This is a genomic window from Pseudomonas matsuisoli, assembly GCF_014647635.1.
Classification (GTDB): Bacteria; Pseudomonadota; Gammaproteobacteria; order Pseudomonadales; family Pseudomonadaceae; genus Pseudomonas_P; species Pseudomonas_P matsuisoli.
Map to the genome: position 1 here is coordinate 483,280 of NZ_BMPO01000003.1, position 26,162 is coordinate 509,441.

The following is a 26,162-nucleotide window of genomic DNA, read 5'->3' on the forward strand; positions in this document are numbered from 1 at the left end:
GAGTACTCCTATGAATGACGTGACCACCCCCATCCTCACCTTGCGCAACGTTGGCAAACGCTTTGGCACCAATCAGGTACTCAAGGGCGTCGACCTCGACGTGCAACGCTCCGAAGTCGTCTGCCTGATCGGCCCTTCGGGTTCCGGAAAAAGCACGCTGCTGCGCAGCATGGCGTTTTTGGAGGAATACGATGAAGGCGAGATCCATATCAACGGTCAGCTATTAGGCTGGCAGTCGATATCGCCGCGCCGCAGGGCGAGCCGCAGCCGCCTGAACCAGGTGCGTAGCAGCCTGGGCATGGTGTTCCAGCAGTTCAACCTCTGGCCGCACATGAGCGCGCTGGGCAATGTGTGCGAAGCCCTCGTTCGGGTGAAGGGTCTGACGCGGAGCGATGCCGAGCGTAAAGGTCGAGCGATGCTCGACAAGGTCGGCCTCGCGGAAAAGGCCGATGCGTTTCCCGCGCAGCTTTCCGGCGGCCAGCAGCAGCGCGTGGCGATCGCGCGTGCATTGGCCATGGAGCCAAGCCTCATGCTGTTCGACGAACCCACGTCCGCGCTCGACCCTGAACTTGTCGGTGAAGTGCTGCAGGTTATGAAACAACTCGCGGCCGATGGCATGACCATGGTAGTCGTCACCCATGAGATGGGCTTCGCTGCGCAGGTCGCCGATACCGTCGCCTTCCTCGACGGAGGCCACATCGTTGCCAAAGGCGCCCCACGCGATATTTTTCACGACACCGAACACCCGCGCCTGCAGCAATTTTTGCAGAACTACCTCGATCGCAATGCGTTCTGGCAGGACTTGAAGGAAACCCCCGCATGACTGACGCAAACATTCTGCTGACCCTGGCGCGCCGCGAAGTCCGCGGCCTGTCGAGCTACAACGCTGGGCTATCCAGCGAAGCCGTACGCCAGCGCTATGCGCTGGACCGCATCGCCAAGCTCGGCAGTAATGAGAACCCGTTCGGACCCTCGCCGGCCGTTATCGATGCGATCACGCGCGAAGCCAAGAACGCTGGCCTTTATCCCGACCCCAACTGCGGCGAGCTACGCGCAGCGTTGGCCGCTAAGTTTGCCGTCGATCCGCGCCGCTTCGTCTTCGGAAACGGCTCGGAAGACCTGCTGGGCATCATCAGCCGCGTGTTCCTCGATCACGGCGATCAGGTCGTCACCGTTCTGCCCTCCTTCGGCCTGCACATTCTCTATCCGCAGGCCGCTGGCGCCGAAGTCGTCGGCGTGCCTATGGGCTCGGATCTACGTATCGACGTAGACGGGCTGATCGCAGCCATTACGCCACGCACACGACTGCTGATGTTCGCCTGCCCTTCGAATCCGGTGGGCAGCGCCCTGACCGCGGCCGAACTGCAACGCATCCTCGACGCCATTCCCGCCCACACGTTGTTGATCTTCGACGAGGCGTACTACGAGTACGCGAAGGATGCGCCGGATTATCCCGACTGCATGGCAATGCTCGATGCCTGCGGCAAGCCTTACGTGCTGCTACGGACCCTGTCCAAGGCCTACTCGCTGGCGGGGCTACGGGTCGGTTACGGCATTGTCAGCGACCTGCTCCTGGCGGACCTGATCGACCGCTTGCGCACTCCGTTCAACGTCAACCGCTGCGCCCAGGCCGCCGCCGTTGCCGCGCTGGCCGATGACGCGCACCTGCAAAGCGGCCTCGACCATGTCGCTGCCGAACGTACGCGCGTCGACCAGGCCTTGCGTGAAATGGGCCTTGCGCCCGCTCCCTCGCTCGGCAATTTCCTGTTCTTTGCCACTCCGTTCGAGGCCGAGGCGTTGAATGAAGCCTTGCTGTCGCGCGGTGCGATCGTCAAACCCTGGCGCGAGCCGGGCTACACCACCTATCTGCGTGTTTCCATCGGCAGCATGGAAGACAACGATCTCTTCCTCGCCGCCTTGAAAGACAGCCTGGCCGAGCTCGGCTGATAGGACCCTTGAAGGCGCATCCGTAAAGAAAGGGATGCGCCGCGGCGCCTCGCTAGCCGCCGAAACGCCCTTCCAGTCGATAGCGGCTGCCGGGGTATAACAGCCGCGCACTCGTCACTAGCCGCGGGCCGGACCACGTCCGCCGGCGAATCAACAAGCACGGCTCTTGTCGTTTGATCTGCAATAAGCGCGCTTCCGCCACGCTGGGCAACACGGCCTCGACGCCATGCTCGCCGGCGCTCAGCGGCGCCACGCGATTGAGGTACACGAACGGGGTTTCCGCATGGAAATCCTGCGCGAGATAGTCAGGCGCCAGCAGCGGATTAACGAAGCGATCCTCGATCTGCACGGCAACGTCATTCTCGTAGTGCACGATCAAGGAATGAAACACCCGCTGGCCAGGTTTGACGTCCAGCGCTGCAGCCCTTTCGCTGCTGGCGATTTCTTCGCCCAAGGTGATGATGTCCAACCGATGCACATGCCCGCGCGAGGCAATTTCCTCCGCAATGTTGTGTACCTCCACCAACGCCGCCTGACCCTTCTGTTCCGCTACGAAGGTACCCACGCCCTGCATTCGTACGAGTACACCATCCGCCGTCAGCTCTCGCAGGGCCCGGTTGATGGTCATGCGGCTAAAGCCCAGCTGGCCCACCAATTCACTCTCGGACGGCACACGGTGATGCGTCGGCCATTCGCCAGAACGCACATGGTGCAGGATCATCTGCTTGACACGCTCGTAGAGCGGCGCGGGCCCCGCAGCAGCGCTGGAAGCGTGGGAAGGAGACGAAAGATGGGACGCGCGCGGCATGAGCTGTTCCTGATAAAGCGGTGCGGGGAAGTCTACGCAGCCGGCCTACGGCTGTATATGTATGTACAACTGCGTCTGGGACGTGCAAGCCGTACGCACCATCGCACCTGCGAACGACCGACCAACGGTCCGCCGCTTCGCTAGAACTCCGCCGATCAGGCATAAGTCAGCTCTTATGTAGGCATTAACTCGACGTGATCGTGCATTTCATCGAGAGGCATGCACCTGCATCCACATGCTGATTCGAGACGGAGACAGATATGGCTATCCCCTATGACAGCGACCGGTCACAAGCGAGCCCGAACCCGCACAGCGGAACCGGCAGCCGCTTGCAAGACGAAGCGCGACAAGCCAAGGAACACCTTACGCACAAAGGCGAAGCACAGTTCGCACATTATCGCGACAGCGCTGCAGACGAAGTGGACAAGGTGGCGCGTAGCGCGGACGCCGCCGCAGACGCGATGCAGGACCAGGATGACCCAGCTGGGCTGTCGCATTACGTGGCAGATATTGCCAACAACCTTGGGCAATTCGCGGAATCCCTTCGCGGCAAGAGCGCCGAGGACATGCTCCACGAGGCCAACCGCCTGGCGCGAGAAAACCCGGCCCTCTTCATTACCGGCAGCGTGGCGCTTGGTTTCGGTCTCACGCGTTTCATGCGCGCATCGACGTCCCATGGCTCCACAGGCTCGTCTCTTGGGAAAAACGATGCTCCGCAAGCAGGCTTCGACGAAGAACCGGAAGTCGATACCGACGCTTCATTCGCTCCGCCGAAGCGGCCGTTCGATGATCTGGACAGCCCCAGCCGGCCGCTTTCCGGTCCCTCAAAACGGACCGAACTGCCTCAATTCAACCCTGCAAGCCAGGCCGAGCGAGACGCGAAGGGTGTGCCCAGTACCGCCTATGGTGCCGACAAGAACCGCGACGGAGGAATGCATTCATGAGCCATCCAAACCGCAAATCGGAACCGAGCTACACGATGCCGGACACGCCGGATACGCGCACGCCGCCACATCCGCAATCGAGTGCTAACGACAGCTCGGTAGGCGGACTGGTCAAGCAACTGACCCGTGAAGTGCCTGACCTCCTCATCAAGGAACTGGCGCTGGCCAAAGCGGAAATTACCGAATCCGTACGCGCAACCAAGGCAGGCGCCGTCAGCATGGGCCTCGGTGGCGCGGTCATGCTCGCGGGCCTCGTGATCCTACTGCAAGCCGCCGTTTATGGCTTGAGCACAGTGCTCGAACCCTGGCTATCCGCACTGATCGTGGGCGGTGTCGTGGTCGTTGTCGGCCTGATCATGCTGCAGGGGGGCAAGAAGAAATTCGAAGCAAGTTCATTCAAGCCCGAACGCACCGTGGACAGCTTGAACAAAGACAAGAACGCGATTCGAGGTAAGACGCTATGAGCACGCAGAGCCGAATAGAAGCCGAGTCCCACAAGGACCCCGCGACCCTCGAGCGCGAAATCGATCAACAGCGCGATTCGATCACCAACTTGGTTAACGCCTTGGAAAACAAGCTATCGCCTGGTCAGTTACTGGATCAGGCGCTGAGTTATACCAAGGGCCATGGTGGCGAATTCGCCTCGAATCTGGGCCAGACCGTCAAGGCGAACCCCGTGCCGACCTTGCTGACCACCGTCGGCCTAGCGTGGATGATGATGGGCCAGCGTCAGCCGGCGCCCGGTGAGGGCATGCACCTCGACGAAAAAGCCGACGGCGTGCGTGCGAGCGCACATGACGCGCGTGACAAGGTGGCGCAAGCGTCGGATCACCTCAAGCACAAAGCCAGCGACGCGCGACACCGTATGGGGAACGCCGGGCACCAGGCGAGCGATGCGCTGCGTCAGCAAAGCGATCGTGCCCGTGCCGGGTTTCAACATTTGCTTCAGGAGCAGCCCCTTGTATTGGGTGCGTTAGGGATGGCCATCGGTGCCATGCTCGGCGCAGGCGTTCCTGGAACCCGGCAAGAAGATCAGTTGATGGGTAAAGCGAGCGATCAGTTGAAAGACCGCGCCAAGCACAAGGCCCAGGAGGGTTACGAGAGGGTAGCGGAGAAAGGCACCGATGCCGCGCATGAATTGAACGAGCGCATGAGTTCGCATGGCGCGCCGCCCCGGCAGCCAGATAATCCCCGCCCAGACCCACTCGGCGCTGCGGCGTCACCCAACCTGCATTCGTGACAAGGTCCGCGGTCGAGCTTCGGCCGCGGCGTTTTTCTGCACAGACGGAGTTCTTATGAGTGAGCCCAAGCACAACGAAAATATCGAACAGGTTACTGACAACGATCACGACCTCGCCGATCAGCTGCCTGACACCGAGCGCCAGCCCGATGATGCCAATGAGCATCAGGTAGACGAAGCGTTGGAAGAAACCTTCCCCGCCAGCGACCCTATTTCCCCCTAATCATCCTCCTCCATCCCTGACATGACGCGTGTCGTGTGTGGAGATAGCCTCCCCATGCGCCTGTACAGCGTAATTTCCGTTCTTAGCGCTGCTTCGTTGTTATCGGTAACGCATTTCTACCTACGCATAGGCTCTTCGTCTCAGCTAAAAACCAATCGTCACAGCACTCGTTCAGGTGCTGGCGAACGAAGTAGCGTTGCGCCACTCCTATCAGAAGGCACCTCTGACAGGCACAGGTATGCGATATCCGATTGCGATCCTCTGGGACGGCAGTATCGACATCATCATCCCAGACATTCCAGGTGCCAAAGCCTCCGGCTCTGCAATCGACGAAGTCTATAAGGCGGTAATTGAATCCGCGCATATGCAACTGGCCGAACGCGCACGCGAACGCCTGCCCATTCCCAAGCCCTCGCCTGAGGCGAAACTACGGGACGATCCGGTCTACAAGAACATGAGTTGGAGTTCGGTCGAGATCGACCTGAGCGAATATCGAGAGGTCATCTGACGACCACCGAAGGCAGTCGTCAGGAACAACGAGGCTTACTTCACGTTCTTTAGCGCAGCGCCTTGCCCCAAATCGGCGCCAGTCAGCGGATCGGTCGTGGGATCAGACTTCGTGCGCGTGGCAAGTTGCGTCAGCACCTTTGCATCTTTCTCTGGCAACTCCACGCTTGCCATCCCGTCGCCACCGTCTACTGCGGGTTGCGGGTTGCGGGTTGTCTACGAACGTCCATTCCTCACCCTGATTCCAAGGGCCACGTGCGTCGCCTTCGCCCTGCGACAGGTTGTAATAGACGTTCGTGAACTCGGGGAGGCCCGGCAGCTTGCCCTGCGGAAAGTTTGGCTGCATCGAATGCAGCGCTTTCTCGAACGACTTCTGATGGGCAAGCTCACGGGTCATCAGGAACTGCAGCGCATCCTTGACACCTGGGTCGTCGGTCACGTTGATCAAGCGCTCATAAACTATTTTTGCCCGCGCCTCGGCGGCGATGTTTGAGCGCATGTCGGCCGTTGGCTCACCGATACTGTCGACATAGGCGGCAGTCCAGGGCACACCCCCCGAGTTGATGAGCGCGGGGCCACCGCCATAGAGCAGCGACGTGATGTGGGAATCATTACCCGCGCCGGTCAACGAACGGTAGAGCGCGGCCTCTTCCTCGACCCCTTCCGACACCTGCCCTTTCGCTCCCCGGTTTAGCATCCCGATGATGGTACCGATCACTTCAAGGTGGCTGAGCTCCTCCGTCGCGATGTCCATCAAGAGGTCTTTACGGCCTGGATCGGTCTCGGCCAGTCCTTGGGTGAAATAGCGCATCGCAGCGGCAAGTTCGCCTTGCGCGCCGCCGAATTACTCCAACATCAAGTTTGCCAGGCCAGGGTTCGGTGCCCCGACACGCACGGTATATTGCAGGCGCTTGTTGTGTACGAACATGAATAGTCTCCACGGTTTAATGAAAACATTCCCTCGAACTTGAAATCGTCATCCCATTGCGGCGGACTCAAATACCGTCACGCATAGCGATTGAATGTTTCGAATTGCATGGAGTTCAACGGCGCTGCCAAGACACCCAACTTACCGATGAGCGGGTTTACGCACTATTATTCCGTCGTCGAGACGGAACTACACACCTCCTCTTGAATCGATTTCTTCTAATTATTTTGAATCTACGGGGCAGCCTCTTACGACGTAACGAGATTCCCGCCAATCCGACAAAAAGATCGCGAGCCTGCGTTTTTTCTACAGCAAGCGGTACGTTCGGAAATAAAGTGGATCGACGAGGGCTGTAGAAGAACCCGGATCACACTGCCTCATCAATACAGGCGCATTTGACAAACAGCTACCAGAGAAAACAAGGCTAGCTCGGCTGCCACTTAACCGAATCGAAACTTCGCGTATTGATTAGATAGCTATTGAGAAGGTGGAATAAACTAATGCAATGCATATACAAAATGTCTTCGGCGTATAACTTTTCACGATTTTGAATACTCGACAAGCTGTGGTTTTACTAATCGGTATTCGGTAAGCGGCACATGGAAAATTAGAGCGCATCAATAGAACGTAGGCTCGATACGACGATCCTATTAACGAACGGCGTAGCAATGCGCATGACATGCACCGCATGCGTCCTATAGATTGCACCGTTCGCGCGGACAGCAGCGGTCCGCATTCTGGACGTGATGAAAAAGGACAACGATGACGAAGGCCAAACCCGAGGCGCCTGCGACCGAGCTCAATAGCGTCGCAAGAAGCAACCTGCGGTTTCCAGTGGTGGGGCTTGGCGCTTCAGCAGGTGGCCTGCCGGCGCTCTTGCAGTTCTTCGAAAACACGCCCGCCAAACCGGAGATGGCGTTCGTCGTCGTCATGCACCTGTCGCCGGACTACGAAAGCAATGCGCACCACATTCTGCAAAAAGTCACGCAGATGCGCGTCGTGCAAGTCAACGAGCCGACGCCCATCGAGGCCAATCATGTCTTCGTCATCCCGCCCGGCATGCAGTTGTCGATGAACGATGGCTATCTACGCTTAAGCCCGCAGAAAGCAGGTCGTCCACGGCATATCGCGGTCGATATCTTTCTACGGACCTTGGGCGACGCCCACCGCGAACACGCGTTCGGCATCGTGTTGTCGGGCACCGGCAGCGATGGCAGCACCGGCCTCGTCCGGGTCAAGGAACAGGGCGGAGTGACCTTCGCCCAGCAGCCCGAAGACGCGGAATACGACAGCATGCCACGTAGTGCCATTGCTACCGGCGCCGTGGATTTCGTGCTGCCGGCAGCGGCCATGCCGCGAAAGCTCGTGGAGCTCTGGGAAAACGTCAAACGAATCGACCAGCCCGAGCTCATGACGACCGATACGCCGATGCTCGGGACCGAGGCGGCCGACATGGGGCACACGGCTGAGGCTGCCCTACGTGACATCTTGATCACGCTGCGTACCCGTACCGGTCACGACTTCAAACACTACAAGCGCGCCACGGTCATGCGACGCATCGGGCGGCGCATGCAGGTCAATCGCATCAGCGAACTGGGTGAGTACTTCACCTACCTACAGAACACGCCAGACGAAACCCACCTGTTGCTGGATGACATGCTCATTGGCGTCACCAATTTCTTCCGGGATCGCGACGCGTTCGACGCACTCGAACAAGAGGTGCTCCCCAAGCTGTTCGATCTCCTGCCAGCGAGCGAAAACAGTGTGCGCGTCTGGTCCGCGGGCAGTGCATCGGGTGAGGAAGCCTATTCGGTTGCCATGCTGCTGGCCGAGAAAATGGACCAGAGCACGGAGCCCTACCTTTACCAGGTGTTTGCAACCGATATTGACGAACACGGGATTCAACATGGGCGCGCGGGCTTATATCCCGAAGCCATCGTGGCCGACGTTTCCGCGGAACGGCTGCGCCAGCACTTCGTCAAGGAACCCGCCGCCTATCGCATCCGCAAGGAAATCCGTGAGCGCGTGCTGTTCGCCGCGCACAACTTGTTGCGTGACCCACCGTTTTCCCGGCTGCATCTGGTCATTTGCCGCAATCTGCTGATTTACCTAGACCGCAACGTGCAGGCTGAAATCCTGCGCATGTTTCACTTCGCCCTCGTACCCGGTGGTTACCTTTTCCTGGGTAGCTCGGAATCCGCGGACGCGTGCAGCGAACTCTTCACACCGGTGGACAAGAGCAACCGAATTTACCGAGCCAAGGCGGTTTCCAGCGTCAGCCGCCCGGTTTCAGAGCTTCCGATCGCGTCGTCGCGTGTTTCGCTCACTCCCCATCCAACACGCTCGGTAAGCAATCAGAAAGTGCCGTTCGCACAAGTACATCAGCAAGCGCTAGAACATTACGCCCCGCCGAGCGTGCTGGTGAATCTACGTTCCGAGATCGTGCACATGTCCGACAGCGCCGGACAGTTTCTCCACTATGCCGGTGGTGAGCCGTCGCACAACCTACTGACGCTCGTTCATCCCGAGCTGCGGCTGGAGTTGCGTACCGCGCTGTTCCAGGCGATCCAACGCGGCAAGAGCGTCGAAGCCCGTCGGGTTCAGCTCAACCGAGGCAGCCGCACCGTCTACGTCAACATGGTCGCCCGGCCCTACAGCGACGCCGGCAAGGATTACGTTCTGGTGATCTTCGACCAGGTCGAAGATGCGCTGAGCCGGGAGACGAACGCGCGTCAGGACGTCGATCCAGACTCAGTGCTTGCCCAGCTCGAACGGGAATTGCAGAGCACCAAGGAGCAATTGCAGACGACGGTCGAGCACTCCGAAACCTCAAACGAAGAACTCAAGGCATCGAACGAAGAGCTGCAAGCGATCAACGAAGAACTGCGCTCGACCACCGAAGAGTTGGAGACGAGCAAGGAAGAACTGCAGTCGATCAACGAAGAGTTGATCACCGTTAACCAGGAGCTGAGGTCCAAGGTCGAGGAAACCGACAAGGTCAACGATGACCTGCAAAACCTCATTGCCTCCAGTGACATCGCCACGGTATTCGTCGATCGCCTCATGCGCATCAAGTGGTACACCCCGAAAGCTACGTCAGTGTTCAGCATCATCGCGACCGATATAGGCCGCTCGCTGCTCGATATCACCAACCGCCTGATGTATCCCGGAATGGCCAACGACGCTGATGCGGCGTTCAACGCACTGAGAACCATCGAGCGTGAAGTCCGCGGCAAGGACGGACGCTGGTACATCGCGCGAGTACTGCCCTACCGCACCACGGAGAACCGCATTGATGGCGCGGTATTGACGTTCATCGACGTAACCCAACGCCGAGAAGCGGAAAACAAGCTGCGCGAAGGCGAAGAGCGCATGCGCCTCGTCGCGGAAAGCACCCGTGACTACATCATCATCACCATGGATGACGGGGCACGCATTCGTAGCTGGAACCACGGCGCCGAGCGTGTGTTCGGGTATAGCGAGAAGGACGTACTGGGGCAGCCGTTCGATCTGATCTTCACCCCGGAAGATCGCGCCGCGGGCGTGCCCGCCACTGAATTGGAAACGGCACGTCGTGAGGGCCGGGCGGAAGATGAACGCTGGCACCTGCGCAAAGACGGCTCCACCTTCTTTTGCAGCGGCATCACCACGCCCTTGCATGAGCGCGGATGGCAGGGCTACGCGAAGATCGGACGCGATGTCACCAGCAACAAGCATTCGGTAAGCGCGCAGGACGATGAGCTTGCTCAGAGTCAGGACTTGGCCAAGCTCAAGGACGAATTCTTCGCGGTCATGTCCCATGAGCTGAAACATCCGCTCAACCTCATCCAGCTCAACGCGGAACTGGTCTCGCGCCTTTCCATCGTCAAGACACAGGCAATCGCCAAGCGCGCGGTCGATACCATCCTGACCTCGGTGCGGAGCCAGGCTCGTATCATCGACGACTTGCTCGACCTGTCGCGTATCAACACCGGCAAGTTCAAGCTCAACCTCGAACCGGTGACATTGCAAGTTCTGGTCGCGGATATCGTCGACGTGCTCTATGCCGAAAGCACCGCCCGTGACATTGCGATCTCGTTCGAAACACCCCGCGTCGAGGTCGACCCCCTAGTGGTCAACGCGGACCCGATTCGAGTCGAGCAGGTCATCTGGAACCTGCTCAACAATGCGCTGAAATTCACCCCCGATGGCGGCGCCATCACCTTGCGCCTTGGTCGCGAAAATGCCGATATCCGTATCGACGTGCAGGATACCGGCCACGGTATTGCCAATAGCGACCTGAACAAGGTCTTCGACATGTTCGGGCAGGTGCAGAGCCGCCAATCCAAGAACGCGAGCGGCGGCCTTGGCATCGGGTTGGCACTGGTCAAGCAATTGTCGGAAGAGCACGGCGGGCGTGTCGAAGTACAGTCCGAGGGCAGTGGCAAAGGTGCGACTTTCAGCATCTGGCTGCCTGCAAGCGAGGAAACCACCCCTGCGCCATCCGCTACCGAGGCGACGGCCCAAGGGCGCTTCGCTGACATACAAGTCCTGGTGGTGGATGACTCGCCCGATATCCGCGACATCATGCAAGCCTTGCTGGAAATCGAAGGCGCCCACGTGACCCTGGCCAGTGATGGCGTGGATGCTCTGGAACGCTGCAAGGACAATGATTTCGATGTGATCCTTTCGGACATCGGGATGCCTGAAATGGACGGGCTGATGTTCATGCGGGCCCTACGGCAGACACCGCGCCATGCGCTAACACCGACGTTGGCGCTTACGGGTTACGGCAGCGATCGGGACATCAGTGAGACCCTGCAGGCAGGCTTCAATGGCCATGTCGACAAGCCCATCGCCTTCGACATATTACTCGCTCGGGTCGGCGAACTGATCGGGCGTTGATTGAAGTACTTCGACTTCATTGGCGAACGTTCGATGACGAAAGGCGGAAACGACGGCTTTAGCGCAGTGGTCTTCTGTGGGTATCGCGCATTACGAGTGTTGATGCGTACCCTTCCCTGCTTTCAAGGCCGTCATGTTTCTCTACCACTGGATACGCGAAAACCAATTCATTTTTACCCTTGGCATCTCGACTGCCACCCTCTGCGTCTGGATCTTCTACGCACACCTGCTGCTCTTGAGCCACCGGCGGCAGCGCCGTCCCAAGCTCATCATCAATCGCGGTGCCGGGCGTGACCTCAATTCGCTCTGCCTAATTTCGAACATGAGCGCAGAGCCGGTCTTCATCAACCAGATCTTCTTTCTGCTGCATACCTCTAAAGGCGTTTACGCCTGCGATGTCACGGATGTGCGTGAAGGAGGCGACGAGGATAACCCGCGCGAAATCGTGCTCAGCCAGGCAACGCACCAGGGCCCTTTGCGCCAAGGCGATTTCACCCATATCGGCAGCTTCGCCGCCCTGATTCGCCGCACCGCGAAGAAGCATGCCCTGGACGTGGACGAGCACCTGTTTCCCAGCGACGGGCTAACCTTTCACTCCATTGAAATCCGCGTCATCGCCTACTACAGCTCGGAGCCCGACGCGATCGGTGTCATGCGCGGCTATGAACTGACTGGCTGTGAGGGCATTTGCGGCCTTCATGCTGAAGATCACCAAACCAAACAGTTCACCACACCACGCCAGCGCCGCTGGATCCGCAAACGCTGGATGATAAGCGACTAAGGGCAACCCGTCGGCGCTACCTCGTGGGGCGACGGGGCGGCCATCCGCTTTAGTCGCGAGCGATCGTGCAATAACCACCTCGACCAAACCCTATCGCAGGACAAATCCTGTCCCAAGCTGCACCCCGGCTACGGGACTGAACCCCGAGGTTGCCGTGCGGTTCTATCAAATATCGCCGTGCTGAACGCGGCAACGCCCGTAAAGCGGGCACTCACACAAAACGTTTGAAAGACATTAGGTAGCGGGCCACTCGATCCGCTGCCCCGGTTTGAGCAAGGTCTTCCCATGAACGACGTCGAACACCTCATCGAGCACCTTCAGAACCACGACGTACAACTCACCACCGCCGAGTCCTGCACGGCGGGAAAGATGATCGAGCTGCTGGCGTGCTACCCAGGGATTGGCAGCTACCTCGACGCGGGCTATGTCGTGTATTCCCCCGCTGCGAAAACTCGACTGCTCGGTGTCTCGCCCGACACGATCGAACAACACGGCCTCACCAGCGAAGCCGTTTCGCGCGCCATGGCCGAAGGCGCGCTGAAGGACAGCCCAGCGGATATCGCGGTGGCAACCACGGGCGTGGCCGGGCCGGAACCCATGGACGACATCCCACCCGGTACCGTGTGTATCGCATGGGGCTTTCGCATCGACGGCGCGGTCCATCTGCACAGCGAAACCCGTCATTTCGACGGCGAGCGTAACGATGTTCTCAACGATGCGGCACATTACGCGCTCGGCCGTATCCCCACGCTTCACCTGAACATTATCGAAGGAGAGCAAAATCGATGAGCGATATCGAACAAAACGCGATCATCCAGGCCCTTGAGGTGGTTCAAGCATTCGATGCCGAGCGCGAGGCCGAAAAGCGCATCACATTCCTCTGCAATCAACTACGTGCCGCTAACCGTAATGCATTGGTATTGGGCATAAGTGGTGGCGTGGACTCTACGGTTGCCGGTCGCTTAGCGCAGCGTGCGGTCGAACGCTTCCGCGAACAAGGTGGTGATGCGCGTTTCATTGCCGTTCGCCTCCCCTACGGCGAACAGCACGATGAGGCGGATGCACAGGCAGCCCTGGCGTTCATCAAACCGGATGAGACCCTGACGGTGAATATCAAACAGGCGGCCGATGCGACCCTGGAGCAGTTAACCGCGGCCAAACTGGCCTTCCGCGACGACGCCCATCAGGATTTCGTGCTCGGCAACATCAAAGCGCGCCAACGCATGATCGTTCAATACGCCATCGCCGGTGCGCGGGACGGATTGGTCATCGGCACCGACCACGCTGCCGAGGCGCTTATGGGCTTTTTCACCAAACATGGCGACGGCGCGTGCGACGTCGCTCCCCTCTACGGCCTGAACAAGCGCAGGGTGCGCGCAGTAGGCCGATGGCTGGGTGCGGAACAGACGATGGTGGACAAAGTACCGACGGCAGACTTGGAAAGCCTCCGCCCGGGCCATGCCGACGAGACAGCACTAGGCGTGCGCTACGAAGACATCGACGATTTCCTCGAAGGCAAAACCATTCCCGACGATGCGCGGACAACGATCTTGCGTATCTACCAGGCGACTGCACACAAGCGATCGCTGCCAATTACGCCACCCTTTCAATAACTTTCGAAGCCGCGCGCTAACGCGCTCGCAGTTCGAATGTGGGAGTAGGTCGGGCGGATCGCCGCCCGACCTACTCCCACAAAACCTCTGGCCATTTTCTAATAGCACTGTGCTGTGTAACTAATATGCATTGATAGCAATGCAACGATAAATATGAAGCGTCATCGTGCTTAAGCGCTAAATACGCCGACGAGCGTATGACCTGCTTTCGAACTCTTCTTTTACCTCATTGACCGGCAAAAACGCGCTCAGTGGTATAGAGGTGACCGCCATGCATAAAACTACCTGGCCGGAGACACCTCTACAGGCGACAGAAGCTACGGCACAACGATTTACAGGACATTTCAACGCATCTTACAGCCACGTTTAACTTATCCCCGTCTTAATCGTTTCAGCGCAATGTCGACCTCAGCCCGCGCTAAATAAGCACGCTAATGAACATGCATTCCGTCTGACAAACCAAGCGGCAACCCATTTTTGTCTTTACGCTCCTGAACCAGTAGTTCGGCGTCGCTGCCCAACTATCGCGGCCTGTAAATAAACGAACCAAACTCCCACGCTGGTCGCATGGACAGCCGGGCAAGGTGGCAACTTTTTCGACAGCCGATGAATGTCATTCCTCGATAATTACAAGAGGTACGCCCCATGTCCGCCCTCATCGATAAAGTCTCGATCGTCGAAACTGCCTTCGCACCGCTGCAGTGCTCCTGCCAACCCGACGGCACCTATTACCAGATCCGCATCAGCCAGCCCCATAGCCAAGGGGAAGTCCTGCTGTACGACGCTCGCCACCCTATGCAGCAACTGGACAGCCTGCGGACGACCGCGCAATTGGTCCTGGAAATTCGTCAACGACTGGCCGCAGATTCCGGCATTGGCGCTGGCTGGGAGCGCGCAGGTTTACTCGGTTAAGAAACGCAGTGGATTGGCATGCTGTGGCGTAAACCACGAAACAACGATCCGCGGTGAGCGGTGGAAGCCCCTCGGGATTCCACCCTACGATTCACGACCTTGCCTTGCACTGAGACGCCCATTTACTACGGAGGGTGGATTAGCCGCGCGGTGGCGTAATCCGCCGCCTTCCGTCTCCTTCGCCGCTTCCCTCGCAAAGTAGCTGCCTCCCGCGCTCCGGCACGTACATGAGAATCCGCCAGGCTTCATAACAACGTCCAAAGCATCGCTCTACACCGTGGGCGACGGATTGCATTGCGCCCAGCGACCGCTGGTGAACGCGTCGGGAACATCGCAAAAAGCCTGCCTGTCGAGATAGAAGTAACGTCGGCTTGCTGGAGGCCACATGATCGCCCAACGCTATACCTACGAAATCAATTATCGCTATCTCGATGCGCCCCGCATGGTCGTTGTCGAGGCGCAGACTGCACGCTTTCAGGAAGGCAGCGCCGCGCGCCATCTGATGCATGTACACGGAGGCGACGCCTCGTTCGAGGCAGCCGCCCTGCAGAACTCGGAGTTGTTAGAGGATGAGCGCGTAGCGCTCGATGAGGCCGATCGACTGGGGATCCGCGAAATCAGCGTCAAACGACTGGCCGACGAAGATACCCATCGTCACGACACCCAAGTGACGCACTGATTTTCTCGCCCGATTAAGGAGACATTAAATGTCCGATTACCCAAGCACGCCGCTCCCCCGACAGCAGCAGCAAGTGCCGGGAAGCCAGATGAAAATGAATCCTCGGCCCGACTGTGGCGAAGAGAGCTACAAAGGATCCGGGAAACTCAAAGGCAAGGTCGCCTTGATCACCGGGGGTGACAGTGGCATCGGTCGCGCCGTCGCAATTGCGTTTGCGCGTGAGGGCGCGGACGTCGCTATCTCCTACCTCGATGAACACGAAGATGCCGAAGACACCGCTAAGTACGTAGAACAGGCCGGTCGTGGTTGCCTGTTACTCCCCGGCGATATCGCAGCGCGCGAGAAATGCCTGGATATTGTCGAACAGACCGTCGCACGCTACGGCCGTATCGATGTGTTAGTGAACAATGCCGCGTTCCAGATGACCCACTTCACGCTGGATGACATTCCGGATGAGGAATGGGTACGCACGTTCGATATCAACATCACTGCGATGTTTCGCATCACGCAGGCCGCCGTGAAGCACATGCCCAGAGGTGGCTCGATCATCAATACCACGTCGGTCAATTCGGACATGCCCCGCCCTACCCTGCTGCCGTACGCGACCACCAAGGGTGCTATCGCCAATTTCACCGCAGGCTTGGCGCAGTTGCTTGGTGAGAAGGGCATCCGCGCGAACAGTGTCGCGCCGGGCCCCATCTGGACCCCACTGATTCCTTCGACAATGCCCGAAGACGCCGTGGAAAACTTCGGCGGGCAAACGCCACTGGGTCGCCCTGGGCAACCCGTCGAGCTCGCCTCGACCTATGTCATGCTCGCGTCGGATGAATCCAGTTACACGTCTGGCGCACGTATTGCGGTCACCGGCGGCAAGCCCATCCTCTGATGCAGTCAGTGCACGCAGCTTGGCGTGCGTGCACTGACTGCCAGCAGTCTACCGTGGAAAGCGGTGCCACTACGGTCCCCGGCGCTATGCGCCGAGATTGGCTGCGGCACCGAGCGTGCGCTGGATCTCGTCTACTGCGCAGAACCGACGCAGGACCCCGCGGATTCATTTACGCAAGATAGCGCTTGAACCAGGCAACGGTTCGCTCCCAGGCCAGTTTCGCTGCTGCTTCGTCGTAACGCGGAGTCGAGTCGTTGTGGAAACCATGGTTGGTGCCGGGATAGATATGCGCCTCATATGTCGTGCCTGCGCTTTTCAGCGCCGCTTCGTACGCCGGCCACGTCGCGTTGACGTTCGGGTCAGTCTCAGCGAAATGAATCAGCAGTGGCGCCTTGATCTTCGACACATCCTCCGGCTTCGCTTGACGCCCGTAGAACGGTACCGCCGCCGCAAGCTCGGGGTACGCCACGGCAGCCGCATGCGATACCCCACCGCCATAGCAGAAGCCGGTGATGCCGATCTTGTCGGTCGTCAGGTCGCTTTGCTGGAGGTATTCGATGGCGGCAAAGAAATCGTTCATGAGCTTCTCCGGATCGACTTTCTGCTGAAGCTCACGGCCTTTGTCGTCGTTACCGGGATAGCCACCCACCGAACTGAGACCGTCCGGCGCCAGTGCGATAAATCCTTCTTTTGCAACCCGACGCGCGACGTCCTCGATATAGGGGTTAAGCCCACGGTTCTCGTGTACGACCACGATCCCAGGCACCTTGCCCTCGGCTTTGGCCGGGCGAACGAGGTAACCTCGGACTTCGCCATGCCCATTCGGTGAGGGGTAGCGGATGTATTCCGCGACGATGTCGGGATCGGTGAACTCGATCTGCCGAGCCATCGCGTAATTCGGGCTCAGAGAAGACAGCAGCGCTAAGGCGGTCATCCCCCCAACCGCATACTTCGCGGCACGGTCGAGGAAATCACGCCGGGAAATTCGTCCATGCACATAGAAGTCGTAGAGTTCGAGCAGTTCGGGGTGGAAATCCTTGGCGGTCAGGCGGGCCATCCGTTTCTCCTCGTGGTTGCACGCGCGAATACGCAGAATCCGGTTTACGAGAGGTACTGCCGTTCGAGGGTGCACGCACCCCGGCTTGCAGGTATACCTCTAGACCGGCGTAGCCGCAAACCCGGCGTCCGCGCTGCAACGATAAACTCCCCCCGTCGGCACTCAGCCTGTGACGTTAGAACAGGGGGCCGCCGTGCAGGTCCGCTCACGGCGAGACAGGAACGGCAATACGCTTAGTAAGCCGATCGAAGCCATGATGCAGCCGATCCACAGTGGCGACGTCAGGCCGTATCCTGCGTCGATACCCGCGCCCCCGATCCAGCTACCAAACGCGATGCCACTGGTGATCACCGACGTATGCATGGTGTTCACCAAGGGGCGCGGCGAGGCGGTTCCCATCACCCTTGCCGCCATCGCAGGATTGAGCGAGACACCTGTCAGCCCGACGATAAAGAACGCGATCAGGCTAGGAACGAGGTGGTGGGCGAACAGCGCAAAACTCGCCAGCGCGAGTGCCAATACCAACAGACCGAAGGCAAGAATCGGCATTATGTAGCGGTCGGCGAAGCGTCCGACGACCAGATTACCGACCACATTCGCCATCCCGTACGCGATCAAGAGCATCGGCACGATGCGCGGCGAGACACCCGCCAATTCCGTAAAGACGGGCGCGAAGTAGCTGACTGCGGTAATTGCCGCACCAATGATCAACCCGCTCGTGGCGTACGCGGCCCATAGCCGCCGGTTGAACAGCAAGCTGAATTCATCCGCCAGGCTGACCTCTTCCGGCCCTGCGGAGGCGGGTACCCGAGCCATGACGATGGCCGTGCAAAAGCAGGCGAGCACGGTAATGGCGGCGAAGCTCACGCGCCAGCCAAAAAACTGCTCGATCAACGCCGTACCAGGCACCCCAAACACGGGTGCGAGCATCAAACCACCCAGCACGATCGAGGCTGCGCGGCCCCGCTCATTCGCCGGCACCAGTTCCGCACAGATCGTCAACGAAACACCGATACACGCAGAGCTGGCGACCCCCATCAGGATGCGTGTGAAGGCCAACATCGCATAATCCGTCGACAGCGCAGCGAGCAGGCTCGCGACCACGTACAGGCCCAGCAACCAGACCAGTGCGCGCTTATCAGGGATGCGTAGCGCCAACAGCGTCGCGGTCAGGATCGGTCCACCGATCGCCATGCCCAGCGCGTACCAGGAAATTAGATAGCCAATCTCCCCTACGCTTTTACCAAATGCCTCGGAAAGAGCGGGCATCATGCCCGCCACCATGAATTCAGCGGTGGTCAACGTAAAGATGGTGAGTCCTAGCAGGTACACCACGAATGGAAGGCTGTGTCTTTGAGTCATGTTGCAAAATCACTTCGATATGAGGGGGACGGATCGTCCGATTCAAGCGGCAGCAGGCGAAATAGCCATGGAGAACCCGGACAGTTTTCCCGAAACAGGTGACGGGACGACGGGTTCGCTACTGGCAAAAAAAGAGGGGACGCATAGGCTGGTCGTGCGGAAAACAGCAGGTCGTTCAACAAACACCGCCATTTAAACACGTTCCGCCTCGAAAGTCGGCGCCAATAAGCCCGCACAAGATTGCCCTTTTCCGCTGGACACACCGGCAGGCGGGGGCGCACGAGCAATCGCCCACGTGGAACCGTTTGGTCGTTCATCGACAAGAGCCTATCGAGGCCTGACCTGATGAGGGCCAAGACAGGATCTACGCGGAATGAACAAACGTATGATGTTGACCATTGCCGACTACATTGGCCTTTACGAGCGGATGGGCGAGCGCACCACCCAGCCCTTCGCGCTTCAGCTGCTGGACCGATTGATGCCGCTCGATGAGTGCACCTTAATCGATATCGCTGCAGGTACCGGCGGCCTGGCCAGGGCCGCGGCGGAACGCGGCGCCATTGTATTGGCAGCGGATATCAATCCGGCGATGGTGGCGCGCGCCACGGACCGCTTGCGTGAATTCCCTTCGTCCTCGGCCCAGGTGCTGGATCTACACAACTTGGCCATCGACGATGAAACCTACGACATCGCGGTCTCCCATTTTGGCGTTCTCGCTTTTGCCACGTGGCGAACGGGGCTCAGCGAGATGCTGCGCGTCACTCGCGCGGGCGGCCGAATCGCCCTGACAATGTGGACGCACCACGACGACTGCTCACCTGCGCATCTCTTGCGGCGCGTGTTCAATGCGCTATACCCGACCCGAGAACTTTGGCCCGCAGGCTTGTTCCCGAGCTTCTCAGCGAAAACATTGCGGCAGAGCTTGGCCGACGCGGGCTGCGTCGACATCGAGGTAGAGGTGGTGGAGGCCGATTGGACCCCTTTGTCGTCCACCGACGTGGTGAGTGAATGCGATCCGCTGTTCCGAAGTTTTCCTGGCTACGCGGCGCTGGATACGCGCGAGGCGGAGACGCTCAGGGCATCGCTGGAAGCGGCGTTCGACGGTTATAGCGCAGCGGATGGCACCATCCACCTGCCCACCAGGGCCTTCATGGCGATCGGAAGAAAACCGGATTGACCGAAGGGTGCGACATTCAGAAAGCAAGAAGCCCGCATTCACGCGGGCTTCTTGTCGACCCTAGCGGTCACTGCCGATCGGCAGCCTACGCGGGATCATTCCCACTCGATCGTCGCTGGCGGCTTGCTGGACACGTCATAGGTGACGCGGGAGATGCCTTCGATCTCGTTGATGATGCGGTTGGAGACCTTTTCCAGCAGCTCGTACGGCAGGTGCGCCCAGCGTGCGGTCATGAAGTCGATGGTCTCGACCGCGCGGAGTGCGACGACCCATGCGTAGCGGCGACCATCACCGACCACGCCCACTGACTTGACTGGCTGGAACACCACGAACGCTTGGCTGACCTTGTCGTACCAACCGGCATTACGCAGTTCGGTGATGAAGATGTGGTCGGCCAGACGCAGCAGGTCGGCGTATTCCTTCTTCACTTCACCCAGGATACGCACGCCCAGGCCTGGGCCCGGGAACGGGTGGCGGTAGACCATGTCATGCGGCAGGCCCAGTTCGAGGCCGATCTTGCGGACTTCATCCTTGAACAGTTCACGCAGGGGCTCGACCAGTTCCAGGTTCATCTCTTCCGGCAGACCGCCCACGTTGTGGTGCGACTTGATGACGTGCGCCTTGCCGGTTTTGGCACCGGCGGACTCGATCACGTCGGGGTAGATCGTGCCCTGGGCGAGGAATTTGATGTTGTGCAGCTTGCTGGATTCGGCATCGAACACGTCGATGAAGGTACGGCCGATGATCTTGCGCTTCTTCTCCGGGTCGGCTTCGCCTTCGAGATTACCGAGGAACTGCGCTTCGGCGTCGGCACGGATGACCTTCACACCCATGTTCTCGGCGAACATGGCCATGACCTGATCGCCTTCCTTATGCCGCAGCAGACCGTTGTCGACGAAGACGCAGGTCAGCTGCTCGCCGATGGCTTTGTGCAAGAGCGCCGCGACCACGGACGAATCGACACCACCGGACAGACCGAGCAGTACGTTGGCGTCGCCAACCTGCTCGCGCACTTGGCGAACGGCATCTTCGACGATGTTGGACGGCGTCCACAGCGCTTCACAGCCACAGATGTCCAGCAGGAAACGCGACAGGATGCGACCACCTTGCTTGGTGTGGGTCACTTCCGGGTGAAATTGCACGCCATACCAGCCACGGGTGTCGTCCGCCATCGCGGCCAGCGCGCAGCTCGGCGTGCTGGCCAGTACATGGAAGCCTTCGGGCAACTGCGAAACCTTGTCGCCATGGCTCATCCAGACGTCGAGCCCCAGCACGCCGTCTTCGTCGACGTGATCCTCGATGCCGTCGAGCAGTCGGCTCTTGCCGACAACATCGACCTTGGCGTAACCGAATTCGCGGATTTGCGAGCCCTGCACCTTGCCGCCCAGCTGCTCGGCCATGGTCTGCATGCCGTAGCAGATACCGAACAAAGGCACGCCCAGATCGAAGACCGCTTGCGGTGCCCGCGGGCTGTCGGCGGCGTGAACGGACTCCGGGCCGCCGGCCAGGATGATGCCGCGCGGGGCGAAGGCACGGATGTCTTCGTCGGTCATGTCGAACGGGTGCAGTTCGCAGTAGACACCGAGTTCTCGCACGCGGCGTGCGATGAGCTGGGTGTACTGGGAGCCGAAATCGAGAATCAGGATGCGGTGGGCGTGAATGTCAGGAAGGGACATAGGGCTTTCCTTAGGAAAGTACTGAATCTAAGAGCCAGAAGCTGGAGACGGTTGCCGGGTCTTCCTGCACCGTGTCCAGCTCCAGCATGTATCAGGTGGCCTGGCAGCGGTGGAAAAGCGCCTTGCGCGTTTCCACCCTGCCCATCGGGACCGCAGGGCGGATGACGGTAACGCCTTATCCACCCTGCCCGAATCAGCTTACGCGGTAGTTCGGGGCTTCCTTGGTGATCTGCACGTCGTGGACGTGAGATTCGGCCATGCCGGCACCGGTGATCCGCACGAACTCAGGCTTGGTGCGCATCTGTTCGATATCGGCGCAACCGGTATAGCCCATCGAGGACCGCAGCCCGCCCATCAGCTGGTGAATGATGGCTGACAGGGTGCCCTTGTACGGAACACGCCCTTCAATTCCTTCAGGGACGAGCTTTTCAGCGCCCGCCGATGAATCTTGGAAGTAACGGTCGGAAGAGCCCTGGGACTGAGCCATCGCGCCCAGCGAGCCCATGCCGCGGTATGCCTTGTAGGAACGGCCTTGGAACAGTTCGATTTCGCCTGGCGCTTCTTCGGTACCGGCGAACATCGACCCCATCATGACGCAGTAGGCACCCGCAACGATGGCTTTGGACAGGTCGCCAGAGAAACGGATACCACCGTCAGCGATCAATGGCACGCCGCTGCCTTTCAAGGCTTCGGCGACGTTGGCCACGGCGGAAATCTGCGGCACGCCCACACCCGCGACAATACGCGTGGTGCAGATCGAGCCAGGGCCGATACCGACCTTCACACCATCCGCACCGGCTTCAACCAACGCCAGCGCAGCCTCGGCGGTGGCGATGTTGCCGCCGATGACCTGGACTTGCGGGAAGTTCTGCTTGGCCCAACGCACGCGGTCGATCACGCCTTTGGAATGACCATGCGCCGTGTCAACGATAATCACGTCCACACCCGCCGCGACCAATGCCGCAATGCGGTCGCCCGTCTCCGCACCCGTTCCGACCGCCGCACCGACGCGCAAGCTGCCTTGCTCGTCCTTGCTGGCGAATGGGTAGGCTTTGGCTTTCTCAATGTCCTTGACGGTCATCATGCCCTTGAGCGTGAAGGCATCGTCGACGATGAGGACTTTCTCGATGCGATGCTTGTGCAACAGTTCGCGAACGGTGTCCTTGGCAGCGCCTTCTTTCACGGTCACTAGACGCTCTTTTGGCGTCATGACTTCGCGAACGGTGGCTTCCAGACGGTTTTCGAAGCGAATGTCGCGCGAGGTGACGATCCCGACCAGATCGCCATTGGACAGGACAGGTACGCCGGAAATGTTGTGCAGGCGGGTCAGATCCAGCAGATCACGGATGGTGGCGTCGGCCTCGATGGTGATCGGGTCCTTGACGACACCGGCTTCGAAGCGCTTGACCTTGCGCACTTCGGCGGCTTGCTGATCGATGGTCATGTTCTTGTGAATGATGCCGATGCCCCCTTCCTGCGCCATGGTGATGGCCAGACGGGCTTCAGTCACCGTATCCATCGCGGCAGAAATCAGCGGGATATTCAGCTCGATTCCGCGGGTCAGTTTGGTCTTCAAACTGACATCCTTCGGCAACACCTCGGAATAACCGGGCACGAGGAGAACGTCGTCGAAAGTCAGGGCTTCTTGGCTGATGCGCAGCATGGCGGGGGCTCCCAGTCGGGAAAAAGGAAGCGCGGCATTATACCCAGGAGGCCCGGCTGTAGAAAGCGGGCATTTGCAAGTTGGGCTAAGAGATGGGTGAACGGCTGGTAATAGTGGCCGCAGGTTCGAAGACGGTGTTGCGAAAGCGATTTCAAATTCAACAAATACGCCATGACGGTCGCCGCTTTGTGCCTATCGCTGCCCCTACAAAATTCGGGACACCACTACCGTCTGATGACGACGCGCCTTCCTTTGCTACTCTCCGATCACCCGATACCAACAAAAACCGCCTCGGAGCCATCATGAAAGTCATCATCCCCGACGACTACCAGCACGCCATCCGCTCGCTGGACTGCTTCTCCAAACTCGATGGTCACGACGTCGAGGTGTTCCATGACAGTGTCGATGACATCGATACACTGGCCGAGCGCTTCGCCAACGCCGATGCACTCGTCCTCACCCGCGAACGAACACGTATCGACGACGCCCTCCTCGCCCGCCTGCCAAACCTCAAGCTCATCAGCCAAACTGGCAAGGTTTCCGCACACCTCGATCTCGCGGCCTGTACACGCCATGGCGTGGCCGTGGCAGAAGGCCGTGGCTCTCCGATCGCGCCGGCCGAGCTCGCCTGGTGGTTGATCATGACCGCTCGGCGTCAGCTCCTGCCCGCAGTAGGTGCCTTCCGCGATGGCGCCTGGCAGATCAATGTAGGCCAGCGACTCGCCGGACAGACGCTCGGCATCTGGGGTTACGGCAAGATCGGGCAGCGCCTGGCGCGCTATGCCGCTGCCTTCGACATGACGGTTCTCGTCTGTGGTAGCGATACCTCCCGGCAACAGGCGATCACCGACGGGCACACGGCAACGGAAAGCCGCGAAACCTTCTTCGAGCAAGCCGATATCGTCAGCCTGAACCTGCGGCTGAGCGAACGGACCCGCCACCTCGTTACGCCCGACGATCTCGCGCGCATGAAGCCTGATTCCCTGCTGGTGAACATCAGCCGCGCCGAACTGATCGCGCCCGGCGCCCTGCTCAAGGCGCTTGATGCCGGACGCCCCGGTCAGGCAGCCGTCGACGTATACGAGCAGGAACCGGTACTACAGTCGGATAACCCGCTGCTCAAGCACCCGCGCGCCCTGTGTACACCACACCTGGGGTATGTCGAAAAAGAAGGCTATGAGCTCTACTTCGGCGACGCCTTCGACAACGTCACAGCGTTCTTCAACAACGTTCCGCAAAACATCGCGAACCCCGACGTCATCGAGGTGACCAAAGATCCGGTTACATAAGGTTCGTCGCCGCCGAGGAAACGCTCTGCGTTAATGACGCGCCTCTTCTTCCATAGCCAACAAGGAGCTGTTCCGATGCGACGTTTGTTGCCTGCCCTTTTCCTCGCCTCCGCCACACCCGTCATGGCTGCCGAAACCCCGAGTTACGGCGCCATGCTCGAAGAGTTCGACTACGACCGTCCCGTCGAGCGCTTCGAATTCCAGTCCCAAGGCGAAAAGCTGCAAATGGCGTACATCGATGTCAAGCCGGAAAACGCCAATGGTCGTACCGTTGTGCTCATGCACGGCAAGAACTTCTGCGCGGGCACCTGGGAAGGCAGCATCAAGGCGTTGAGTGATGCTGGGTATCGCGTCATCGCACCGGATCAGATCGGGTTTTGCAAATCCACCAAACCGCTGCGCTACCAGTACAGCTTTCATCAACTGGCCCATAACACGCATGACTTGCTCGACCACCTGAAGATCGACAAGGCCACCATTCTCGGCCACTCCACCGGCGGCATGCTCGCCACCCGCTACGCACTGCTCTACCCCGACCAAGTCGAGCAACTCGTGATGGTGAACCCTATCGGCCTGGAAGATTGGAAGGTCGAGGGCGTGCCCTATCAGACCGTGGATCAGTGGTATGCGAACGAAGCGCAAACCACGGCCGAGGGCATCCGCGAGTATGAGCGTAAGACCTACTACGCCGGCGACTGGAAACCGGAATACGACCGCTGGGTGAACATGCTCGCAGGCCTCTTCAACGGCCCCGGCAAGAACCTCGTGGCTTGGAACTCCGCACTGCTCTACGACATGATCTACAGCCAGCCCGTCGTCTACGAGTTCGGCCAGCTGAAGGCGCCGACGCTGCTGCTGATCGGCTTGCAGGACAACACGGCGATCGGCAAAGCCAAGGCGCCGAAGGACATCCAGGCTAAACTCGGTAACTATCCTGAATTGGGCAAGCGCACCGCCAAAGCGATCCCAAACAGCACCCTCGTCGAATTCGAGAAGCTAGGCCACGCCCCGCAGATTCAGGCCCCGGCTGAGTTCCATGAAGCGTTGCTCAAAGGCCTTTCCGACCTGAAATCCTGATGTCGAGGTAGCAAGCGCAGGGCTGGACGGGAATAATGTGCCCCGTCCGGCACCGCGCCGGCACATTGATTCCCCAGATGAAGGCAGAACCATGGTCAACCCAACGCTCAACGAAGAACGCCTGCGCAAGATGAAGCGTCGCCTGCGCAAGAAGCTCTACCTCGGTGAATTCCAGGAACACGCGTTCGAATTGAAGGTGTCCTTCAAGGAAGCATTGGACGAGGACGCCCTGGACACTTTCCTCGATGCCTTCATCGACTATGTCGAAGCACGTGAACTGGATTACATCGGCGGCTTCGATCCCAAATGGCTCGAAGGTACGGTCATGGCGAACAAGCGCTACGCGTCTCCAAGCGAAGATGATCGCAAGGCGCTAGAGAGCTGGTTGAACGCGCGCTCAGAAGTCACCAACGTCGAAATCAGCGAGCTGTTCGACGCCTGGTACGGCTTCGAGTGATGGCCTGACAGTCGTCAAGAACAGGAACGCCCGGAGCGAGTGATCGCCCGGG

General features: G+C 59.5%; 23 protein-coding genes and 1 pseudogene. 18 read left to right on the forward strand and 6 right to left on the reverse strand.

Annotated elements, in window-relative coordinates:
- Positions 1-10: 10 nt before the first annotated feature.
- Together IEY47_RS08595 and hisC are read left to right on the forward strand one after the other, a co-directional pair.
- Positions 11-823 (forward strand): amino acid ABC transporter ATP-binding protein, encoded by an 813-nt coding sequence (locus IEY47_RS08595; protein ID WP_229779316.1) that lies wholly within the window; start codon positions 11-13, stop codon positions 821-823.
- Positions 820-1,947 carry a histidinol-phosphate transaminase gene (hisC, locus tag IEY47_RS08600; RefSeq protein ID WP_188982787.1) on the forward strand — a complete coding sequence of 376 codons (1,128 nt, stop codon included), beginning with the start codon at positions 820-822 and terminating at the stop codon, positions 1,945-1,947. Before IEY47_RS08595 ends, hisC begins: the two co-directional genes overlap by 4 nt.
- Positions 1,948-1,999: 52 nt before the next feature.
- Here the strand turns inward: hisC and hutC are convergent, their stop codons facing one another.
- The gene (gene hutC / locus IEY47_RS08605; RefSeq protein WP_188982788.1) at positions 2,000-2,755 is read right to left on the reverse strand and encodes a histidine utilization transcriptional repressor HutC; all 756 of its coding nucleotides are present in this window, start codon (positions 2,753-2,755) and stop codon (positions 2,000-2,002) included.
- Between the two features lie 260 nt (positions 2,756-3,015).
- Between hutC and IEY47_RS08610 the strand changes: the two genes are divergently transcribed.
- The 5 genes from IEY47_RS08610 to IEY47_RS08630 all read left to right on the forward strand — a co-directional run bounded on the left by IEY47_RS08610 (position 3,016) and on the right by IEY47_RS08630 (position 5,670).
- Positions 3,016-3,699: a hypothetical protein gene (locus IEY47_RS08610; protein WP_188982789.1), complete on the forward strand. Its 684-nt coding sequence runs from the start codon at positions 3,016-3,018 to the stop codon at positions 3,697-3,699.
- A gap of 35 nt (positions 3,700-3,734) precedes the next feature.
- A complete protein-coding gene (locus IEY47_RS08615; protein ID WP_229779333.1) occupies positions 3,735-4,163 on the forward strand; it encodes a phage holin family protein in 429 nt (142 codons plus the stop codon).
- Positions 4,160-4,939, forward strand: coding sequence for a DUF3618 domain-containing protein (locus IEY47_RS08620; protein ID WP_188982791.1), 780 nt, complete (start codon positions 4,160-4,162; stop codon positions 4,937-4,939). The genes IEY47_RS08615 and IEY47_RS08620 overlap by 4 nt, the downstream gene beginning before the upstream one ends.
- A 55-nt stretch (positions 4,940-4,994) precedes the next feature.
- Positions 4,995-5,162 carry a hypothetical protein gene (locus tag IEY47_RS08625; protein WP_188982966.1) on the forward strand — a complete coding sequence of 56 codons (168 nt, stop codon included), beginning with the start codon at positions 4,995-4,997 and terminating at the stop codon, positions 5,160-5,162.
- A gap of 238 nt (positions 5,163-5,400) precedes the next feature.
- Positions 5,401-5,670 (forward strand): type II toxin-antitoxin system HicB family antitoxin, encoded by a 270-nt coding sequence (locus IEY47_RS08630; protein ID WP_188982792.1) that lies wholly within the window; start codon positions 5,401-5,403, stop codon positions 5,668-5,670.
- Between the two features lie 35 nt (positions 5,671-5,705).
- Here the strand turns inward: IEY47_RS08630 and IEY47_RS08635 are convergent.
- A pseudogene (locus IEY47_RS08635) lies at positions 5,706-6,597 on the reverse strand (manganese catalase family protein).
- A gap of 762 nt (positions 6,598-7,359) precedes the next feature.
- On the opposite strand from IEY47_RS08635, the gene IEY47_RS08640 reads away from it, so the two are divergent.
- The 7 genes from IEY47_RS08640 to IEY47_RS08670 all read left to right on the forward strand — a co-directional run bounded on the left by IEY47_RS08640 (position 7,360) and on the right by IEY47_RS08670 (position 16,352).
- Complete coding sequence (locus IEY47_RS08640; RefSeq protein ID WP_188982793.1) at positions 7,360-11,481, forward strand: CheR family methyltransferase; 4,122 nt, start codon at positions 7,360-7,362, stop codon at positions 11,479-11,481.
- A gap of 133 nt (positions 11,482-11,614) precedes the next feature.
- Entirely contained in the window at positions 11,615-12,262 is a 648-nt protein-coding gene (locus tag IEY47_RS08645; protein ID WP_188982794.1) for a hypothetical protein, read from the forward strand.
- A 285-nt stretch (positions 12,263-12,547) separates the two neighbouring features.
- Entirely contained in the window at positions 12,548-13,051 is a 504-nt protein-coding gene (locus IEY47_RS08650) for a CinA family protein (RefSeq protein WP_188982795.1), read from the forward strand.
- Positions 13,048-13,875: an NAD(+) synthase gene (gene nadE, locus IEY47_RS08655; RefSeq protein WP_188982796.1), complete on the forward strand. Its 828-nt coding sequence runs from the start codon at positions 13,048-13,050 to the stop codon at positions 13,873-13,875. The genes IEY47_RS08650 and nadE overlap by 4 nt, the downstream gene beginning before the upstream one ends.
- Positions 13,876-14,520: 645 nt before the next feature.
- Positions 14,521-14,787: a DUF1652 domain-containing protein gene (locus IEY47_RS08660; protein ID WP_188982797.1), complete on the forward strand. Its 267-nt coding sequence runs from the start codon at positions 14,521-14,523 to the stop codon at positions 14,785-14,787.
- A 385-nt stretch (positions 14,788-15,172) separates the two neighbouring features.
- Positions 15,173-15,466 (forward strand): hypothetical protein, encoded by a 294-nt coding sequence (locus IEY47_RS08665; protein ID WP_188982798.1) that lies wholly within the window; start codon positions 15,173-15,175, stop codon positions 15,464-15,466.
- Positions 15,467-15,494: 28 nt separating this feature from the next.
- Positions 15,495-16,352: an SDR family oxidoreductase gene (locus IEY47_RS08670; RefSeq protein ID WP_188982799.1), complete on the forward strand. Its 858-nt coding sequence runs from the start codon at positions 15,495-15,497 to the stop codon at positions 16,350-16,352.
- A gap of 169 nt (positions 16,353-16,521) precedes the next feature.
- Here the strand turns inward: IEY47_RS08670 and yghX are convergent, their stop codons facing one another.
- Positions 16,522-17,409 (reverse strand): YghX family hydrolase, encoded by an 888-nt coding sequence (gene yghX / locus IEY47_RS08675; protein ID WP_188982800.1) that lies wholly within the window; start codon positions 17,407-17,409, stop codon positions 16,522-16,524.
- Between the two features lie 162 nt (positions 17,410-17,571).
- Positions 17,572-18,771, reverse strand: a complete 1,200-nt coding sequence (locus tag IEY47_RS08680) for an MFS transporter (protein ID WP_188982801.1) — start codon at positions 18,769-18,771, stop codon at positions 17,572-17,574.
- Positions 18,772-19,144: 373 nt separating this feature from the next.
- Here IEY47_RS08680 and IEY47_RS08685 point away from each other — a divergent pair, with 373 nt between their 5' ends.
- The gene (locus IEY47_RS08685) at positions 19,145-19,948 is read left to right on the forward strand and encodes a class I SAM-dependent methyltransferase (RefSeq protein WP_188982802.1); all 804 of its coding nucleotides are present in this window, start codon (positions 19,145-19,147) and stop codon (positions 19,946-19,948) included.
- A 95-nt stretch (positions 19,949-20,043) separates the two neighbouring features.
- Here IEY47_RS08685 and guaA read toward each other — a convergent pair whose 3' ends face one another.
- Positions 20,044-21,624 carry a glutamine-hydrolyzing GMP synthase gene (guaA, locus tag IEY47_RS08690; protein WP_188982803.1) on the reverse strand — a complete coding sequence of 527 codons (1,581 nt, stop codon included), beginning with the start codon at positions 21,622-21,624 and terminating at the stop codon, positions 20,044-20,046.
- Positions 21,625-21,817: 193 nt separating this feature from the next.
- The gene (gene guaB, locus IEY47_RS08695; protein WP_188982804.1) at positions 21,818-23,287 is read right to left on the reverse strand and encodes an IMP dehydrogenase; all 1,470 of its coding nucleotides are present in this window, start codon (positions 23,285-23,287) and stop codon (positions 21,818-21,820) included.
- Between the two features lie 302 nt (positions 23,288-23,589).
- On the opposite strand from guaB, the gene IEY47_RS08700 reads away from it, so the two are divergent.
- The 3 genes from IEY47_RS08700 (at position 23,590) to IEY47_RS08710 (ending at position 26,110) form a co-directional block, all read left to right on the forward strand.
- Complete coding sequence (locus IEY47_RS08700; RefSeq protein ID WP_188982805.1) at positions 23,590-24,576, forward strand: D-2-hydroxyacid dehydrogenase family protein; 987 nt, start codon at positions 23,590-23,592, stop codon at positions 24,574-24,576.
- A 75-nt stretch (positions 24,577-24,651) separates the two neighbouring features.
- On the forward strand, positions 24,652-25,653 hold the full coding sequence (locus IEY47_RS08705; RefSeq protein WP_188982806.1) for an alpha/beta fold hydrolase: 1,002 nt from the start codon (positions 24,652-24,654) through the stop codon (positions 25,651-25,653).
- 91 nt (positions 25,654-25,744) lie between these two features.
- Positions 25,745-26,110, forward strand: coding sequence for a YggL 50S ribosome-binding family protein (locus IEY47_RS08710; RefSeq protein WP_188982807.1), 366 nt, complete (start codon positions 25,745-25,747; stop codon positions 26,108-26,110).
- The last annotated feature ends 52 nt before the right edge of the window (positions 26,111-26,162 follow it).

Excerpts from the sequence above, each read along its gene's own strand:
- IEY47_RS08595 (WP_229779316.1), top strand. The coding sequence starts at position 11 with ATGAATGACGTGACCACCCCCATCCTCACCTTGCGCAACGTTGGCAAA.
- hisC (WP_188982787.1), top strand. The coding sequence starts at position 820 with ATGACTGACGCAAACATTCTGCTGACCCTGGCGCGCCGCGAAGTCCGC.
- hutC (WP_188982788.1), bottom strand. The coding sequence starts at position 2,755 with ATGCCGCGCGCGTCCCATCTTTCGTCTCCTTCCCACGCTTCCAGCGCT.
- IEY47_RS08610 (WP_188982789.1), top strand. The coding sequence starts at position 3,016 with ATGGCTATCCCCTATGACAGCGACCGGTCACAAGCGAGCCCGAACCCG.
- IEY47_RS08615 (WP_229779333.1), top strand. The coding sequence starts at position 3,735 with ATGCCGGACACGCCGGATACGCGCACGCCGCCACATCCGCAATCGAGT.
- IEY47_RS08620 (WP_188982791.1), top strand. The coding sequence starts at position 4,160 with ATGAGCACGCAGAGCCGAATAGAAGCCGAGTCCCACAAGGACCCCGCG.
- IEY47_RS08625 (WP_188982966.1), top strand. The coding sequence starts at position 4,995 with ATGAGTGAGCCCAAGCACAACGAAAATATCGAACAGGTTACTGACAAC.
- IEY47_RS08630 (WP_188982792.1), top strand. The coding sequence starts at position 5,401 with ATGCGATATCCGATTGCGATCCTCTGGGACGGCAGTATCGACATCATC.
- IEY47_RS08640 (WP_188982793.1), top strand. The coding sequence starts at position 7,360 with ATGACGAAGGCCAAACCCGAGGCGCCTGCGACCGAGCTCAATAGCGTC.
- IEY47_RS08645 (WP_188982794.1), top strand. The coding sequence starts at position 11,615 with ATGTTTCTCTACCACTGGATACGCGAAAACCAATTCATTTTTACCCTT.
- IEY47_RS08650 (WP_188982795.1), top strand. The coding sequence starts at position 12,548 with ATGAACGACGTCGAACACCTCATCGAGCACCTTCAGAACCACGACGTA.
- nadE (WP_188982796.1), top strand. The coding sequence starts at position 13,048 with ATGAGCGATATCGAACAAAACGCGATCATCCAGGCCCTTGAGGTGGTT.
- IEY47_RS08660 (WP_188982797.1), top strand. The coding sequence starts at position 14,521 with ATGTCCGCCCTCATCGATAAAGTCTCGATCGTCGAAACTGCCTTCGCA.
- IEY47_RS08665 (WP_188982798.1), top strand. The coding sequence starts at position 15,173 with ATGATCGCCCAACGCTATACCTACGAAATCAATTATCGCTATCTCGAT.
- IEY47_RS08670 (WP_188982799.1), top strand. The coding sequence starts at position 15,495 with ATGTCCGATTACCCAAGCACGCCGCTCCCCCGACAGCAGCAGCAAGTG.
- yghX (WP_188982800.1), bottom strand. The coding sequence starts at position 17,409 with ATGGCCCGCCTGACCGCCAAGGATTTCCACCCCGAACTGCTCGAACTC.
- IEY47_RS08680 (WP_188982801.1), bottom strand. The coding sequence starts at position 18,771 with ATGACTCAAAGACACAGCCTTCCATTCGTGGTGTACCTGCTAGGACTC.
- IEY47_RS08685 (WP_188982802.1), top strand. The coding sequence starts at position 19,145 with ATGAACAAACGTATGATGTTGACCATTGCCGACTACATTGGCCTTTAC.
- guaA (WP_188982803.1), bottom strand. The coding sequence starts at position 21,624 with ATGTCCCTTCCTGACATTCACGCCCACCGCATCCTGATTCTCGATTTC.
- guaB (WP_188982804.1), bottom strand. The coding sequence starts at position 23,287 with ATGCTGCGCATCAGCCAAGAAGCCCTGACTTTCGACGACGTTCTCCTC.
- IEY47_RS08700 (WP_188982805.1), top strand. The coding sequence starts at position 23,590 with ATGAAAGTCATCATCCCCGACGACTACCAGCACGCCATCCGCTCGCTG.
- IEY47_RS08705 (WP_188982806.1), top strand. The coding sequence starts at position 24,652 with ATGCGACGTTTGTTGCCTGCCCTTTTCCTCGCCTCCGCCACACCCGTC.
- IEY47_RS08710 (WP_188982807.1), top strand. The coding sequence starts at position 25,745 with ATGGTCAACCCAACGCTCAACGAAGAACGCCTGCGCAAGATGAAGCGT.